Origin of the sequence: Gelatiniphilus marinus, assembly GCF_042684345.1 — a bacterium.
GTDB lineage: Bacteria > Bacteroidota > Bacteroidia > Flavobacteriales > Flavobacteriaceae > Gelatiniphilus > Gelatiniphilus marinus.
In genome coordinates this window covers 156447-171103 of record NZ_JBHULK010000003.1, presented here as the reverse complement: position 1 = coordinate 171103, position 14657 = coordinate 156447, and the positions used below count along the sequence as shown (strand labels likewise).

At 36.9% G+C, this 14657-nt stretch carries 19 protein-coding genes; all 19 read right to left on the bottom strand.

All coding sequences use genetic code 11. The features are described 5' to 3' along the window. Positions 1-196: 196 nt before the first annotated feature. Positions 197-1132: a citrulline utilization hydrolase CtlX gene (gene ctlX / locus ACFSQS_RS09590; protein WP_388017690.1), complete on the bottom strand. Its 936-nt coding sequence runs from the start codon at positions 1130-1132 to the stop codon at positions 197-199. Between the two features lie 355 nt (positions 1133-1487). After that, the gene (locus ACFSQS_RS09585; protein WP_388017687.1) at positions 1488-2402 is read right to left on the bottom strand and encodes a dimethylarginine dimethylaminohydrolase family protein; all 915 of its coding nucleotides are present in this window, start codon (positions 2400-2402) and stop codon (positions 1488-1490) included. A 156-nt stretch (positions 2403-2558) separates the two neighbouring features. Next, positions 2559-3845 (bottom strand): citrate synthase, encoded by a 1287-nt coding sequence (locus ACFSQS_RS09580; RefSeq protein WP_388017684.1) that lies wholly within the window; start codon positions 3843-3845, stop codon positions 2559-2561. A 182-nt stretch (positions 3846-4027) separates the two neighbouring features. Further along, complete coding sequence (gene eno / locus ACFSQS_RS09575) at positions 4028-5320, bottom strand: phosphopyruvate hydratase (protein WP_388017681.1); 1293 nt, start codon at positions 5318-5320, stop codon at positions 4028-4030. Between the two features lie 219 nt (positions 5321-5539). Beyond that, positions 5540-6646 (bottom strand): glutamine-hydrolyzing carbamoyl-phosphate synthase small subunit, encoded by a 1107-nt coding sequence (carA, locus tag ACFSQS_RS09570; protein ID WP_388017678.1) that lies wholly within the window; start codon positions 6644-6646, stop codon positions 5540-5542. Positions 6647-6734: 88 nt separating this feature from the next. Further along, the gene (rplQ, locus tag ACFSQS_RS09565) at positions 6735-7220 is read right to left on the bottom strand and encodes a 50S ribosomal protein L17 (protein WP_388017675.1); all 486 of its coding nucleotides are present in this window, start codon (positions 7218-7220) and stop codon (positions 6735-6737) included. A gap of 163 nt (positions 7221-7383) precedes the next feature. Then, positions 7384-8376, bottom strand: a complete 993-nt coding sequence (locus ACFSQS_RS09560) for a DNA-directed RNA polymerase subunit alpha (RefSeq protein WP_388017672.1) — start codon at positions 8374-8376, stop codon at positions 7384-7386. A gap of 95 nt (positions 8377-8471) precedes the next feature. Next, on the bottom strand, positions 8472-9077 hold the full coding sequence (rpsD, locus tag ACFSQS_RS09555) for a 30S ribosomal protein S4 (protein ID WP_388017669.1): 606 nt from the start codon (positions 9075-9077) through the stop codon (positions 8472-8474). Between the two features lie 181 nt (positions 9078-9258). Next, positions 9259-9642, bottom strand: coding sequence for a 30S ribosomal protein S11 (gene rpsK, locus ACFSQS_RS09550; protein ID WP_388017666.1), 384 nt, complete (start codon positions 9640-9642; stop codon positions 9259-9261). Between the two features lie 101 nt (positions 9643-9743). Then, positions 9744-10118: a 30S ribosomal protein S13 gene (gene rpsM / locus ACFSQS_RS09545; protein WP_388017663.1), complete on the bottom strand. Its 375-nt coding sequence runs from the start codon at positions 10116-10118 to the stop codon at positions 9744-9746. A gap of 3 nt (positions 10119-10121) precedes the next feature. Continuing rightward, positions 10122-10238, bottom strand: a complete 117-nt coding sequence (gene ykgO / locus ACFSQS_RS09540) for a type B 50S ribosomal protein L36 (RefSeq protein ID WP_013305171.1) — start codon at positions 10236-10238, stop codon at positions 10122-10124. Between the two features lie 85 nt (positions 10239-10323). Next, positions 10324-10539, bottom strand: a complete 216-nt coding sequence (infA, locus tag ACFSQS_RS09535) for a translation initiation factor IF-1 (protein ID WP_007094967.1) — start codon at positions 10537-10539, stop codon at positions 10324-10326. A gap of 100 nt (positions 10540-10639) precedes the next feature. Next, the gene (gene secY / locus ACFSQS_RS09530; protein ID WP_388017660.1) at positions 10640-11986 is read right to left on the bottom strand and encodes a preprotein translocase subunit SecY; all 1347 of its coding nucleotides are present in this window, start codon (positions 11984-11986) and stop codon (positions 10640-10642) included. 15 nt (positions 11987-12001) lie between these two features. Continuing rightward, a complete protein-coding gene (gene rplO, locus ACFSQS_RS09525) occupies positions 12002-12454 on the bottom strand; it encodes a 50S ribosomal protein L15 (protein ID WP_311939237.1) in 453 nt (150 codons plus the stop codon). Between the two features lie 16 nt (positions 12455-12470). Continuing rightward, positions 12471-12650: a 50S ribosomal protein L30 gene (gene rpmD, locus ACFSQS_RS09520; RefSeq protein ID WP_099563536.1), complete on the bottom strand. Its 180-nt coding sequence runs from the start codon at positions 12648-12650 to the stop codon at positions 12471-12473. Between the two features lie 111 nt (positions 12651-12761). Then, positions 12762-13286, bottom strand: coding sequence for a 30S ribosomal protein S5 (gene rpsE, locus ACFSQS_RS09515; RefSeq protein ID WP_388017655.1), 525 nt, complete (start codon positions 13284-13286; stop codon positions 12762-12764). Positions 13287-13292: 6 nt separating this feature from the next. Further along, positions 13293-13649, bottom strand: a complete 357-nt coding sequence (gene rplR, locus ACFSQS_RS09510) for a 50S ribosomal protein L18 (RefSeq protein ID WP_388017652.1) — start codon at positions 13647-13649, stop codon at positions 13293-13295. Positions 13650-13659: 10 nt separating this feature from the next. After that, positions 13660-14202 carry a 50S ribosomal protein L6 gene (gene rplF / locus ACFSQS_RS09505; RefSeq protein ID WP_388017649.1) on the bottom strand — a complete coding sequence of 181 codons (543 nt, stop codon included), beginning with the start codon at positions 14200-14202 and terminating at the stop codon, positions 13660-13662. 18 nt (positions 14203-14220) lie between these two features. Beyond that, the gene (gene rpsH, locus ACFSQS_RS09500) at positions 14221-14619 is read right to left on the bottom strand and encodes a 30S ribosomal protein S8 (protein WP_388017646.1); all 399 of its coding nucleotides are present in this window, start codon (positions 14617-14619) and stop codon (positions 14221-14223) included. Positions 14620-14657: the final 38 nt, after the last annotated feature.

The window sequence follows — 14657 nt, the reverse complement described above, 5'->3', positions numbered from 1 at the left end:
ACAAAACAATCAGTTTGTGTGCATTTGGGCGTTACCCTGTCGGGTCGGGCTTTCCGCTATATCTTTCTGCGAAGCAGTCCCGAACTTGTTTCTGGATCTCATTATTAACTAACACCCCATATCAAGCCATAATATTTTCATTAAAAAGCTTTGCATAAAGGATGCCGCATCAATCCCTAACGCTGCTATTTGCCAATTAATTTTTAGGCAAAAACACCTCGGCCATCATGCAACGGGCACTTCCGCCACCACAAGCCTCAATAGTATTTAAAGAACTCGACAATATTTTAGTGTGCTTTTCCAACTTTTCAACTTGTGATTTAGTAAGCGAATCAAAAGCGGTTTGGCTCATAACTAAATACAATTCATCATCTGCCGCTTTTACCTGTAGCATATTACCGGCAAAATTAGCCAGCTGGTTCTCTGTAATATCTATAATATCCTTACCGCTTTCTTTTAAATGGTTTATAAGGTTTTTACGCTCTTTTTTATCATCAATACTATCTAAGCAAATTACGGCAAAGGTTTCGGCTATACACATCATAACATTGGTGTGGTAAATGGCCTCTCGTTTATTTCCAACGGTTTGGTAGGCCGTAAAAATTACCGGAGTAAATTCAAAATCTTCGCAAAACTCTATAAACAGATCTTCGTGGGCACGAGGCGACAGCGCACAATAGGCCTTACGGTTTACACGGTCTAGCACCACGCTGCCCGTGCCTTCCAGAAACACATTTTCATCTTCGGCACTGGTATAATCCACTATTTGATTGATTAAAAAACCGTCCTTTTCAAGCTCTGTTAAAACATCTTCGCGCCGTTCCAATCGTCTGTTTTCTGCAAACATGGGGTACAACCCAACATTCCCGTTTTCATGAAACGATATCCAGTTGTTCGGGAAAACGGCATCTGGTGTATCAAACTCGGCAGTATCGTTTACCACCACTACATGCACGCCAATACTTCTTAGTTTACCAACATAGGCATCAAACTCTTTTTGGGCTTTGGCACTAATGGTTTCGGGCAAAACACCATCAATGGATTCTTGGTAATAATTGTTTACTGCCGTTTGTTCGTTCATCCTAAAATTTACAGGGCGAACCATTAATATGGTATTTGTAGTTTGCTGCATGTAAGTAAAATTTAGCTGTAAAAGTATAATTATTTTATTTTATAAAATAAATTAGATAATGATTTTTGCGCATCGTTAATTAACGATAATATAACGCAACGTTATTGTACAGATAGCTATCGAGATTGTTTCGGCATCTTATTATTATTTTGCATACAGTTATTTGCTGAATGTAAGCTTGAAACAAGTTTAGGGAAACGATCTAATTATGTTACATAACTGACAATAATAAAAGATTTAAGCACGATTTAAAAAACTACATTTTTCAGTAAAAGAATGCATATTCGTTTAACAACAGATATAAAAAGTTAAATCAATTCCGCACTATTTAAACAAGAAATAACATAGAAAAAAATCAATCCCGAATTAATGGCAATGTAGAGCAGCGCAGCAAACCTTCTTGTTTTGCTATTTCGGCATAGGGGACTTCTTCAACCGTAAATCCTTGTTGGCGCAACCAGGTATTTAAACGGGTAAAATTTTGCTCAGAAATAACGACATTTTCAGAGATTGAAAACACGTTACTGTTCATGTGGTACATTTCGTCTTTGGTAATTTCAAATACGTTTTCCTTTCCGAAGAAATTCAATAGCCATTCGTATTCGCTTTCAACCAAAAATCCGTTTTTATGCAAAATGGCTTTGTTAGTGCCAATGGGTTGGAAACAACAATCTAAATGCAATGCATTTTCTCTTGGGTCTGTGTTGGATTTTCTAAGTTCGAAAGCTTTTACCTTTTTTTCTGGAAATAGCGCTTTTATGGCTAAAACCGCATCTTTGTTTGTGCGCGCGGTTATATAGTCTGCATAGTCATCTCCAGAATAAGTGCCTATAAAAATGTAATCGTTATGTGGCATAACATCGCCCCCTTCAACATGGCATTCTGGCGGTAAGACAATACGGTCCTTATCTTCTATTTGATTCCATAAATACCTTACAGCTTCTACTTCTTCCTCTCTGTTGGGCAAAATATTGGCTCTAATAATTTTATCTTCAATAACAAATGCAATGTCTCTAGAAAATATTTGATTGCAGTGCTTTATAACTTTTGGCCTGTACACCGTTACATTGTATTTTTTTAAAACGGCGGCAACGGCTTCCATTTCTTTAACCATGTCGGCTTCTATTGGGTAGGTGCCTGCCAAAACGTGCTCGATACTTTTGGGGTCGTAACAATCTTCGGGCTTGGGTATTGGGCCATTGCTTTGTGCGGTTCCTAAAACAACTGCCCGCAATCTGGAGGTTTCATTTTTAATATTGAGTTTCAGCATGCAACAAACTTAAAAATTATATTCTTGTTTTAAGAATTTTTTAACGGTAATGCTTATTTGCTATCAATTGGTTAAAACAAAGTGTTGTAAACAAACAAGCTCCATATTAACATGAAGCTTGTTTTGGTAGATTATCAAATTTTAAACATGTACTGGCTATCTTTTGTCTATAAACACAAAAGATCTTTCTGTTTTGCCAATATATAATTGTCTTGGCCTGCCAATGGGTTCTTTTCTTAGTCGCATTTCTCGCCATTGGGCGATCCAACCCGGTAAGCGGCCCAATGCAAACATTACGGTAAACATATCGGTTGGTATGCCCATGGCCCTGTAAATTATGCCCGAATAAAAATCGACATTCGGATATAATTTGCGCTCAACAAAATAGGGGTCGTTAAGGGCTTCCTGCTCTAGGCCTTTTGCGATTTCTAAAATAGGGTCTTTAACGCCTAAATCACCAAGCACTTCATCGGCTGCTTTTTTTATGATTTTAGCGCGCGGATCGAAGTTTTTGTAAACCCGATGCCCAAAGCCCATTAGCCTAAAGGGGTCTGTTTTGTCTTTGGCTTTTGCCATATACTTTTTTGTATCGCCGCCGTCTTGTTTTATAGCTTCGAGCATTTCTAAAACAGCTTGATTTGCACCTCCATGCAAAGGTCCCCAAAGCGCAGAAATGCCAGCCGATAACGAAGCGAATAAGCCAGCATGCGAAGATCCAACAATTCGTACTGTAGATGTAGAGCAGTTTTGCTCATGATCGGCATGAAGTATAAGCAATTTGTTTAATGCATTTAATATGATTTTGTTTTGATGATAATCCTGGTTGGGTTGCTTAAACATCATTTTTAAGATGTTTTCGCCATAATCCAAAGAGTTATCGCCATAATCTAAAGGAAGGCCTTGTTTTTTTCTCATGGTCCAGGCTACCAATACCGGGAATTTGCCTAATATTTTTACTATGGCATTGTACATATCTGCCTCTGAATCTACATTTACAGACGAGGGATTAAATGCCGTTAATGCACTTGTTAGCGATGATAAAACGCCCATGGGATGTGCAAACTTAGGGAAAGAATCTACGATTTTCCTTATATCGTCATCTACTACAGAGTTCTTTTTAATATCGGAATGGAATTTATCCAATTGCTCTGCGGTTGGCAATTCACCGAAAATAAGCAAATAAGAGACTTCTAGAAAATCTGCTTTTTCAGCCAATTCTTCTATGCTGTAACCTCTATATCTTAAAATGCCTTTTTCGCCATCCAAAAAGGTTATTTCACTTTCGCAAGATCCTGTGTTTTTATATCCGGCATCTAGGGTTGTTACCCCGCCTGTTGCGCTTCTTAATGTTTTTATATCTATTGCAACTTCGTTTTCTGTTCCAACAACAATTGGAAACTCGTGTTTATTACCGTTAATTTCTAAGGTAGCTTTATCTGACATATACTGTTTTTTTTATTGAATTATTGAAGAAAACCGACCTCACGAATTTACAAAATATCTCTCTATTTATAAAGCTTATTGCTAACGATTTGGCTGATTTAAGGATTGATGAAATTTATAAGCAATAAAAAAGCGATTACAAAAAATTGTAATCGCTTTTTTTATAAAATTATAATTTGCTTTTATTTAACCTTAAAGGCTTTTTCTTGAGGAAAATAAGCGACCTCTCCCAATTCTTCTTCAATACGTAGTAATTGATTGTACTTAGCCATACGATCGCTACGCGATGCGGAACCTGTTTTTATTTGTCCGGTGTTTAATGCCACTGCCAAATCTGCAATGGTGTTGTCTTCGGTTTCACCAGAACGGTGAGACATTACTGATGTATAACCCGCATTGTGCGCCATATTTACGGCCGCAATGGTTTCGGTTAGCGTACCAATTTGATTTACTTTTATTAGGATTGAATTGGCAATACCTTCTTCAATACCTCTGGATAAACGCTCTACGTTTGTTACAAATAAATCGTCGCCAACCAATTGCACTTTATCTCCAACCAACTCGGTTAAGTATTTCCAGCCCTCCCAATCGTTTTCGTCCATACCATCTTCAATGGAAATAATAGGGTATTTTGATACAAGTTCTGCAAGATAGTCTGCTTGTTCTTTAGAGGTTCTTACAACGCCTTTATCTCCTTCAAATAGAGTGTAGTCGTATTTTCCGTTTTCGTAAAATTCAGCCGAGGCACAGTCCAGAGCGATTTTTACTTCATCTCCAAATTTATATCCAGCGTTTTCAACAGCTTTGGCTATGGTCTCAAGAGCGTCTTCTGTTCCTCCTGCTAAGTTTGGTGCAAATCCGCCTTCATCGCCTACTGCTGTACTTAATTTTCTGTCGTGCAATACTTTTTTAAGGTTATGGAAAATCTCTGTTCCCATTTGCATGGCGTGCGAAAAGTTTTTGGCTTTTACGGGCATAATCATAAACTCTTGAAACGCTATTGGTGCATCACTGTGCGAACCGCCATTGATGATATTCATCATTGGCAATGGCAGGGTATTTCCTGAAACGCCTCCAACATAGCGGTATAATGGTAGCCCAAGCTCGTTTGCTGCAGCCTTTGCTACCGCTAAAGATACGCCTAAAATGGCATTGGCTCCTAACTTTGATTTGTTTGGTGTACCATCTAGATCGATCATCATTTTATCGATTAGGTTTTGCTCGAAAACCGAAATGCCCAATAATTCCTCGGCAATAATCGTATTAACATTTTCTACTGCTTTTAAAACTCCTTTTCCCATATAGGTATTACCTCCGTCGCGCAGTTCTACAGCTTCGTGCTCTCCGGTAGAGGCTCCAGAAGGAACTGCGGCTCGCCCTAAAACATTGTTTTCTGTAACTACATCGACTTCTACGGTTGGGTTTCCTCTGGAATCTAAAATTTGTCTGGCGTGGACATTAATTATTATACTCATAATTGGTTTGTTTTTAATCGTTTAACTACTTCAAATTTACGTTTAAATATCGTTTTTCTTTATATGTTTCGTAAGTATTTCACTAAAACACTTCTATAACGTTTTAGTGGCTTTTAGCGTATGCCAGAAAGCTATTGCAAACAGAAAACCAGAGATAAACACTCTAGCTGTTTTTAACATATAAAAGCCTCAAAATGTGTTTTTTTTTGAGGCTTTAGGCTATTTCTTTTTTAGGTTTTCGATAAACTGATCGAAAAGATATTCTGAATCGTGCGGCCCAGGACTAGCTTCGGGATGGTATTGTACCGAAAAACAGTTTTTGTGTTTCATGGCTAAACCTGCAACGGTATGGTCGTTTAAGTGCACATGGGTAATTTCTAGATCTGGATGGGCTTCAGATTCTTCTCTGTTTACAGCAAACCCATGGTTTTGCGAGGTTATTTCTCCTTTACCAGTTTTAAGGTTCTTTACAGGATGGTTTATGCCGCGGTGCCCGTTATGCATTTTGTAGGTGGACACGCCATTGGCCAAGGCTATAACTTGATGCCCTAAACAAATGCCAAATAATGGCAGGTCTCTTTTAATAATTTCTTTAGCGACTTCTTGAGCTTCAACTAAGGGTTCGGGGTCTCCAGGACCGTTAGATAAGAAATATCCATCGGGTTTAAAGGCTTCTAACTCCTCGAATTTAGAATTGTAAGGAAATACTTTTATGTATGCATCGCGTTTGGCTATGTTTCTAAGAATGTTCTTTTTAATACCAATATCAAAAGCTGCTACTTTATAGGTGGCGTTTTGATCACCAAAATAATACGGTTCTTTAGTGGATACTTTTGATGCGAGTTCTAAACCGTTCATTTCAGGTACTTCGCTTAATTGCTTTTTTAGGCCTTCAATGTTATCAACATCTGTAGAGATTACCGCATTCATTGCGCCATGATCTCTAATATAACTTACCAAAGCCCTGGTGTCAACATCAGAAATGGCAAGTAAATTATTATCGTTTAAAAAATCTTCAAGAGATTTATCAGCAATGTCCCTAGAGTATTCGTAACTAAAGTTTTTAACTATTAAACCTGCTATTTTTATGGAGTCTGATTCAACTTCATCTTTATTGGTGCCATAGTTACCAATGTGTGCATTGGTGGCCACCATAAGTTGGCCGTAGTACGAAGGATCTGTAAAGATTTCCTGATAGCCCGTCATGCCGGTATTAAAACATACCTCGCCAAAGGCACTGCCTTGTTTGTTGCCAACTGCTTTACCGTAAAAAATAGTACCATCTGCTAAAAGTACTATGGCTTTTTGTCTTTTTTGATATTTCATATTTCCCTAAAAAAGTTTCGCAAAATTGCATAAAAAAAAGGATAATCTAAAATAGATTATCCTTTTTATATGAAATGCTTATTAACATTTATTCTTCTTCCTGGTTTGTTGCTTTGGTTGCGGCGGCAGCCGTGGCAGCAACAGCAGCAGCTTTAGAGCCTCCTCTTCTGCTTCTACGTGTTGTTTTCTTCTCTTTTTTGCCGGGGTTATAAATCTCGTTGTAATCTACAAGCTCTATCATTGCCATATCTGCATTATCACCTAAACGATTACCAAGTTTAATAATTCTGGTGTAACCTCCTGGTCTGTCGCCAATCTTGGTAGCTACATCTCTAAACAATTCTGTTACGGCGTCTTTTTGTCTTAGTTTAGCCATAACTATACGTCTGTTGTGCGTAGTATCTACTTTAGATTTTGTAATCATGGGCTCAACAAATTGCTTTAATGCTTTTGCTTTGGCTACTGTTGTGTTAATACGCTTGTGCTCTATTAAAGAACAAGCCATATTAGCCAACATTGATTTTCTGTGCGCAGTTTGTCTGCCTAAGTGATTGAATTTTTTTCTGTGTCTCATGACTTTTTAATTATCATCTTGCTACCAAATCTCTTTTTCTTTAAGACGAAGAGAGAGCAAAATATGATGGTTATTGTTATTTTACGATTGACGGTTTTTGGTTTTAGATTGTTGAACGCTGATTTTTAAAATCGCAATTCGTAAACCTTATATCGAAAACCCTTTAATCTTTGTCTAATTTGTATTTTGATAGATCCATACCGAAGTTTAAACCTTTAACGTTTACAAGCTCTTCAAGCTCTGTTAATGATTTTTTACCAAAATTACGGAATTTCATTAAATCGTTTTTGTTGAATGATACCAGGTCTCCTAAGGTATCTACCTCTGCTGCTTTTAAACAGTTAAGGGCACGAACCGATAAATCCATATCGATTAACTTTGTTTTAAGTAACTGACGCATGTGAAGGGATTCTTCATCGTAAGTTTCGGTTTGTGCAATTTCATCAGCTTCAAGAGTAATTCGCTCATCAGAGAATAACATGAAGTGGTGAATTAAGGTCTTAGCAGCCTCGGTTAAAGCATCTTGTGGTGTTATTGAACCATCTGTGATGATTTCGAAAACCAACTTTTCGTAATCGGTTTTTTGCTCGACACGGTAGTTCTCAATGCTATATTTCACATTCTTTATTGGTGTGTAAATTGAATCTGTAAAGATGGTACCTATTGGTGCAGAAGACTTTTTGTTTTCTTCGGCAGGTACGTAACCTCTACCTTTTTCAATGGTTATTTCCATGTTAAAGTTAACCTTTGGATCCAGGTTACAGATAACCAATTCTGTGTTCAATACTTGGAATCCAGAGATGAATTTCTGAAAATCGCCTGCTGTAATTTGTTCTTGCCCTGAGATGGAAATTGAAATGGATTCGTTATCGATATCTTCAATCTGTCTTTTAAAACGAACTTGTTTTAAGTTTAGAATGATTTCCGTAACATCTTCAACTACACCTGAAATTGCAGAAAACTCATGATCTACACCTTCTATTCTAACCGAAGTTATTGCAAAGCCTTCTAAAGAAGAAAGCAAAACGCGTCGTAATGCGTTACCTACTGTTAAACCATAACCAGGTTCTAGGGGTCTGAATTCGAATTTCCCTTCGAAATCAGTAGAATCGATCATGATTACTTTGTCGGGCTTTTGAAAATTAAATACTGCCATGTTGTTCTTCGTTTTAATTGTTATTTGGTTGCGCGGTTTATAAGTTTGAAGAACACAAATAAACCCTTTGGCCAAATACCAATATGATTAATTTATTATTTAGAGTATAATTCTACGATGAATTGCTCGTTGATGTTTTCTGGAATTTGTATTCTGGCTGGAACAGAAACATAAGTTCCAGATTTGGTATCGTTGTTCCAGGTAATCCACTCGTAAACTTGACTTGAGTTTGTAAGTGATCTATCAATAGCTTCAAGCGATTTAGATTTTTCTCTTACCGCAACAACATCACCAGCTTTTAGTTGGTAAGAAGGAATGTTAACCAAATCGCCATTAACCGTAATGTGCCTATGTGATACCAATTGTCTTGCGCCGCTACGAGTTGGGGAAATTCCCATTCTGTAAACCACATTGTCTAACCTGGATTCGCATAGCTGTAATAACACCTCACCTGTAATTCCTCTAGAGGCGGTAGCTTTTTTAAACATGTTTCTGAATTGTTTTTCTAATATACCGTAGGTATATTTAGCTTTTTGCTTTTCTGCTAATTGTATAGCATATTCAGATTTTTTTCCACGACGTCTTGCGTTTCCGTGTTGACCTGGAGGATAATTTCTTTTCTCGAAAGATTTATCTTCTCCAAAAATAGCTTCACCGAACTTTCGGGCTATTTTAGTTTTAGGACCAGTATATCTTGCCATTTTAAAATTGTTTTGTGAGAGTGCTTGTGAATTAAGGTCTTAATCTTATCCTTCGACAAACATAAATCTCTCGTTGATACTTGTTTGTTTTTTTCAGTTTGCAAATTTATGCAAAAAATTAACACCATTAGAGCATCTAATGGTATTAATTTTTATATTCTTAATTCGGTATCCCGAATTATTAAACTCTTCTGCGTTTTGGAGGGCGACAACCATTGTGCGGTAATGGTGTAACATCAATAATCTCTGTTACCTCGATACCGGCGTTGTGAATGGAACGGATAGCAGATTCTCTACCATTTCCTGGACCTTTTACATAAACCTTTACTTTCTTTAGGCCGGCTTCCTGTGCTACTGCTGCAGCATCTTCGGCGGCTAATTGAGCAGCGTAAGGTGTGTTTTTCTTTGAGCCTCTAAAACCCATTTTACCAGCTGAAGACCATGATATTACATCGCCTTTTTTGTTGGTTAGCGAAATAATAATGTTGTTAAAAGAAGCTGTAACGTGGGCCTCACCAACTGCGTCAATAACAACTTTGCGTTTTTTTGTGCTTGTTTTTGCCATATTGTTTTAGTTCTTAGTTTTAGTTGATAGTCGCTAGAATCCTAAACCTTTTAAATTTCAAACAGATTCCTTCCAACGTCTAAATACTAAAGACCATTTAATTATTTAGTTGCTTTCTTTTTGTTGGCAACTGTTTTTCTTCTACCTTTTCTTGTTCTGGAGTTGTTTTTAGTACGTTGCCCTCTTAATGGAAGACTTGCTCTGTGGCGGATACCTCTGTAGCACCCAATATCCATTAATCGCTTAATGTTTAATTGAGTTTCAGAACGTAATTCGCCTTCGATGGTATATGTTCCAACAGCTTCACGAATGCCAGCTATTTGATCATCTGTCCAATCTTGAACTTTAATACTTTCATCAACCTTAGCCGAAGCTAAAATTTCTTTTGCTCTACTTTTACCTACTCCGTAGATATAAGTTAAAGAGATTACTCCTCTTTTATTTTTTGGTATGTCTACACCTGCAATTCTTGCCATAGCTTATCCTTGTCTTTGTTTGAATCTAGGATTCTTTTTGTTAATTACGTAAAGTCTACCTTTTCTGCGCACGATTTTGCAATCTGCACTTCTTTTTTTAACTGATGCTCTTACTTTCATCTTTGTTTAGTTTTAAATTCAAGATTCAAGATTCAAAACTCAAGTTCGGTTTAACTTTAAACTTTGAACTTTGAATTTCGAACTTTTAATATCTATAAGTTATTCGAGCCTTAGTTAAATCGTAAGGGCTCATTTCTAATTTAACTTTATCTCCCGGTAATAATTTTATATAATGCATTCTCATTTTACCAGAGATATGCGCGGTCACAATGTGGCCATTTTCTAACTCTACACGAAACATGGCATTAGATAATGCTTCTATAATGGTTCCGTCTTGTTCTATTGCTGCTTGTTTTGCCATATTTTAGTTTTTAGTCTTTAGTTTCTAGTCGTTAGGAATGTTAATGTGTTTATAATAATAATTTTCTAACGTCTATCATCTATTGTCTATCATCTATCTGCTAAGCTACTGCTTTTCTGTTTTTACCTGTTTTCATCAAGCCATCGTAATGCCTGTTTAACAAATAAGAATTTATTTGCTGCATAGTATCAATAGCAACACCAACCATAATTAATAGTGAAGTACCACCAAAAAACAAGGCCCATCCTTGACCAACACCCATAAGTTTAACTATAAATGCTGGAAAAACAGCAATAAGTGCTAAAAATATAGAACCAGGTAAGGTTATTTGAGACATGATTTTGTCTAGGTATTCTGAGGTTTCAGAACCTGGACGAATGCCCGGTATAAAACCACCACTACGTTTTAAATCGTCTGCCATTTTGTTTGTAGGTACCGTAATTGCTGTATAAAAATATGTAAACACTATAATTAATAATGCAAAAGTTACATTATACCAAAACCCGAAAAGATCGGAATAATTTGTTTCCATCCAAGCGCCAACTGTTGAGTCTTCTAAAAATGAAGAGCCTCCAATCCAGCTCGGTACAAACATTATGGCCTGTGCGAATATAATTGGCATTACCCCAGATGCGTTAAGCTTTAATGGAATGTATTGTCTCGATCCACCAGCTGCTGCTCTTTCGTAACCACCCGAAGCGGTGCGTCTTGCATATTGTACAGCTATTTTTCTTACGCCCATTACCAGCATTACTGAGGCTAAAATAATAACGAACCATATTACCAATTCGAAAAGAATCAACATCACGTTGTTACCTTCTAACCGTGTTGCTGCGTTTTGTAAAAACGACTGTGGTAATGTGGCAATAATACCCACCATAATCAATAAGGATATTCCGTTACCAATACCTTTATCGGTAATTTTTTCACCTAGCCACATTGCAAAAATACAGCCCGTTACCAATATAGTAACCGATGAGAAATAAAACGTAAATCCTGTTCCTAATAAAAACGCTGACTGCGGTATACCAAAAGCAGGTAAGCTTGCTAGATAGCCTGGAGCTTGTAACAAACAAATAGCAATGGTTAACCAACGCGTAATTTGCGTTATTTTCTTTTGCCCGCTAGCGCCTTCTTTTTGTAATTTTTGAAGGTATGGTATGGCAATACCCATTAATTGTACAACAATAGAAGCAGAAATGTATGGCATAATACCTAATGCAAATACTGAGGCATTCGCAAAGGCTCCACCGGTAAAAGCGTTAAGAAGTCCTAATATACCGCCATCGGTTTTATCTGCTAAACCTCCTAATTGCTCAGCATCTATACCGGGTAAAACCACTTGTGCACCAAAACGGTAAACTAATAAGAGCCCCAACGTAACAACGATACGGTTTCTTAGTTCCTCTATTTTCCAAACATTTTTTATTGATTCTATAAATTTCATACTTATAATATACTATTATAATGTTACAGCTTCTCCGCCTGCAGCTTCAATAGCAGCTTTTGCTGAAGCAGTAAACTTATGAGCAGATACTTTTAATTTTGCTTTTAATTCGCCACGGCCCATAATTTTAACTAGATCGTTCTTTCCGGCTAAACGGTTAGCAAATAACGTTTCAAAATCTACGGTATCTTTTATTTTCTTATCATCAACCAATTGTTGTAGCGTATCTAAATTGATACCTTGGTACTCCACGCGGTTAATATTGGTAAAACCAAATTTAGGCACGCGTCTTTGAAGTGGCATTTGTCCACCTTCAAATCCTAATTTCTTAGAATATCCAGAACGCGACTTAGCTCCTTTGTGTCCACGTGTTGCCGTACCACCTTTACCAGAACCTTGTCCTCTACCTACTCGTTTTCCTTGGTTTTTTACTGAACCTTCTGCAGGTTTTAAATTACTTAAATCCATTTTTCAGTTTATATTTTTAAGCTTCTTCAACAGAAACTAAATGTGAAACTTTAGCAACCATACCTAAAATGTTAGGTGTGGCTTCGTGCTCTTTTACTTGACCAATCTTTTTAAGACCAAGAGCTTCTAAAGTTCTTTTTTGTCTTTGCGTACGATTGATTGCGCTTTTAACTTTTGTTACTTTAATTTTTGCCATTTTTTTCTAGTTTTTAGTTGTTAGTTTTTAATCGTTAGAACTCTAAAAAGTAAAATTTTATATTTTAATAATTTATCGTCTAATCTCTAAAAAGCTAACGTCTTAACAATTTTAAGCGTTAAAAACTTGTTCAAGTGAAATACCTCTATCTCTTGCAATAGCGTTTGCATCTCTTAATTGCAATAAGGCATCAAAAGTAGCTTTTACCACATTATGAGGGTTTGAAGAGCCTTGAGATTTTGATAGTACATCGTGTACACCAACTGCCTCAAGAACTGTTCTTACAGCTCCACCGGCAATTACTCCTGTACCGGGAGAAGCTGGTATAATATTTACTCTAGCTCCGCCGTACTTACCTTTTTGTTCGTGTGGCAATGTGCCTTTGATGATAGGGATACGTACTAGGTTTTTCTTGGCATCTTCTACGGCCTTTGCAATGGCGCTGGCAACGTCTTTGGATTTTCCTAGACCTTGTCCTACAACTCCGGCTTCGTCACCAACCACTACGATTGCTGAAAAACCGAATGCTCTACCACCTTTAGTTACTTTTGTAACTCTTTGTACACCAACTAAACGATCTTTAAGATCTAATCCACCTGGTTTTACTAATTCTGCACTTTTATATTTTTTAAACATAATTTCTTAGAATTTAAGTCCTGCTTCTCTAGCGCCGTTGGCTAATGATTTTACTCTTCCGTGGTATAAATACCCACCTCTATCGAAAGCAATGGTTTCAACGCCTGCTTTTAAGGCTTTTTCTGCTATAGCTTTGCCTACTAAGGTTGCTATTTCAGATTTGTTGCCTTTTGCAGAACTAATATCTTTATCTCTTGAAGATGCTGCACTTATGGTTTTTCCATTTACATCATCGACTATTTGAGCATAAATTTCTTTGTTGCTTCTAAAAACAGTTAAACGTGGTCTTGCTTCTGTACCAGAAACAACCTTACGGATCCTGTTTTTTATTCTTGTTCTTCTTTGGTTTTTTGTTAATGCCATAACTTACTTATTAAGCTGATTTACCTGCTTTTCTTCTTAATTCTTCGCCAACAAACTTAATTCCTTTTCCTTTGTAAGGTTCTGGTTTTCTGAAACCTCTGATTTTTGCAGCGACTTGACCAACAAGTTGTTTATCGAATGATGTTAATTTAACAATTGGGTTTTTTCCTTTTTCTGATACTGTTTCTACTTTTACTTCTGGAGCAATGTCTAAAACAATATTATGTGAGAACCCTAGGGCTAAATCTAATTTTTGTCCTTGGTTTGATGCTCTGTAACCAACACCAACCAATTCTAGTTCTTTGGTCCACCCTTTTGATACACCTTCGACCATGTTGTGCATTAACGATCTGTAAAGGCCATGTTTTGCTTTTTGGTCTTTAGAGTCTGATGAGCGTGTTACAAGAACATTTCCATCTTCTACTTTAATATCTATAGAGTCGAAATTTTGTGTTAACTCTCCTAATTTTCCTTTTACAGTTACAACGTTATCTTTAACGTTAACTGTTACACCTTCCGGAATGGCTATTGGATTATTTCCTATTCTTGACATTTCTTTCTGGCTTTAAAATTAGTAAACGTAACATAAAACTTCTCCGCCAACGTTATCTCTTTTGGCTTGTTTGCCTGTCATTACCCCGTGCGAAGTAGATACAATGGCAATACCAAGACCGTTAAGGATTCTGGGCAGTTCGTTAGCTCCGGCATACTTACGTAAACCCGGTGTGCTAATGCGCTGAAGCTTTTTAATTACTGGTTCTTTTGTTTCTTTGTTGTACTTAAGTGCTATTTTTATAGAGCCTTGTACAGTTGAGTCATCAAATTTGTAACTTAAAATATATCCTTGTTCGAATAATATTTTAGTGATGTCTTTCTTTAAATTAGAGGCAGGGATCTCAACCACTCTGTGATTGGCACGCACTGCGTTTCTAATTCTTGTTAAATAATCCGCAATTGGATCTGAGTACATAATGAATTGATTTTGTGGTTTTGGTTTTCGTCCCGATG

Bases quoted from the DNA above. Each gene is read 5' to 3' on its own strand.
- ctlX (WP_388017690.1), bottom strand. From the start codon at position 1,132: ATGCAGCAAACTACAAATACCATATTAATGGTTCGCCCTGTAAATTTT.
- ACFSQS_RS09585 (WP_388017687.1), bottom strand. From the start codon at position 2,402: ATGCTGAAACTCAATATTAAAAATGAAACCTCCAGATTGCGGGCAGTT.
- ACFSQS_RS09580 (WP_388017684.1), bottom strand. From the start codon at position 3,845: ATGTCAGATAAAGCTACCTTAGAAATTAACGGTAATAAACACGAGTTT.
- eno (WP_388017681.1), bottom strand. From the start codon at position 5,320: ATGAGTATAATAATTAATGTCCACGCCAGACAAATTTTAGATTCCAGA.
- carA (WP_388017678.1), bottom strand. From the start codon at position 6,646: ATGAAATATCAAAAAAGACAAAAAGCCATAGTACTTTTAGCAGATGGT.
- rplQ (WP_388017675.1), bottom strand. From the start codon at position 7,220: ATGAGACACAGAAAAAAATTCAATCACTTAGGCAGACAAACTGCGCAC.
- ACFSQS_RS09560 (WP_388017672.1), bottom strand. From the start codon at position 8,376: ATGGCAGTATTTAATTTTCAAAAGCCCGACAAAGTAATCATGATCGAT.
- rpsD (WP_388017669.1), bottom strand. From the start codon at position 9,077: ATGGCAAGATATACTGGTCCTAAAACTAAAATAGCCCGAAAGTTCGGT.
- rpsK (WP_388017666.1), bottom strand. From the start codon at position 9,642: ATGGCAAAAACAAGCACAAAAAAACGCAAAGTTGTTATTGACGCAGTT.
- rpsM (WP_388017663.1), bottom strand. From the start codon at position 10,118: ATGGCAAGAATTGCAGGTGTAGACATACCAAAAAATAAAAGAGGAGTA.
- ykgO (WP_013305171.1), bottom strand. From the start codon at position 10,238: ATGAAAGTAAGAGCATCAGTTAAAAAAAGAAGTGCAGATTGCAAAATC.
- infA (WP_007094967.1), bottom strand. From the start codon at position 10,539: ATGGCAAAACAAGCAGCAATAGAACAAGACGGAACCATTATAGAAGCA.
- secY (WP_388017660.1), bottom strand. From the start codon at position 11,986: ATGAAATTTATAGAATCAATAAAAAATGTTTGGAAAATAGAGGAACTA.
- rplO (WP_311939237.1), bottom strand. From the start codon at position 12,454: ATGGATTTAAGTAATTTAAAACCTGCAGAAGGTTCAGTAAAAAACCAA.
- rpmD (WP_099563536.1), bottom strand. From the start codon at position 12,650: ATGGCAAAAATTAAAGTAACAAAAGTTAAAAGCGCAATCAATCGTACG.
- rpsE (WP_388017655.1), bottom strand. From the start codon at position 13,286: ATGTTTAAAAAATATAAAAGTGCAGAATTAGTAAAACCAGGTGGATTA.
- rplR (WP_388017652.1), bottom strand. From the start codon at position 13,649: ATGGCATTAACAAAAAACCAAAGAAGAACAAGAATAAAAAACAGGATC.
- rplF (WP_388017649.1), bottom strand. From the start codon at position 14,202: ATGTCAAGAATAGGAAATAATCCAATAGCCATTCCGGAAGGTGTAACA.
- rpsH (WP_388017646.1), bottom strand. From the start codon at position 14,619: ATGTACTCAGATCCAATTGCGGATTATTTAACAAGAATTAGAAACGCA.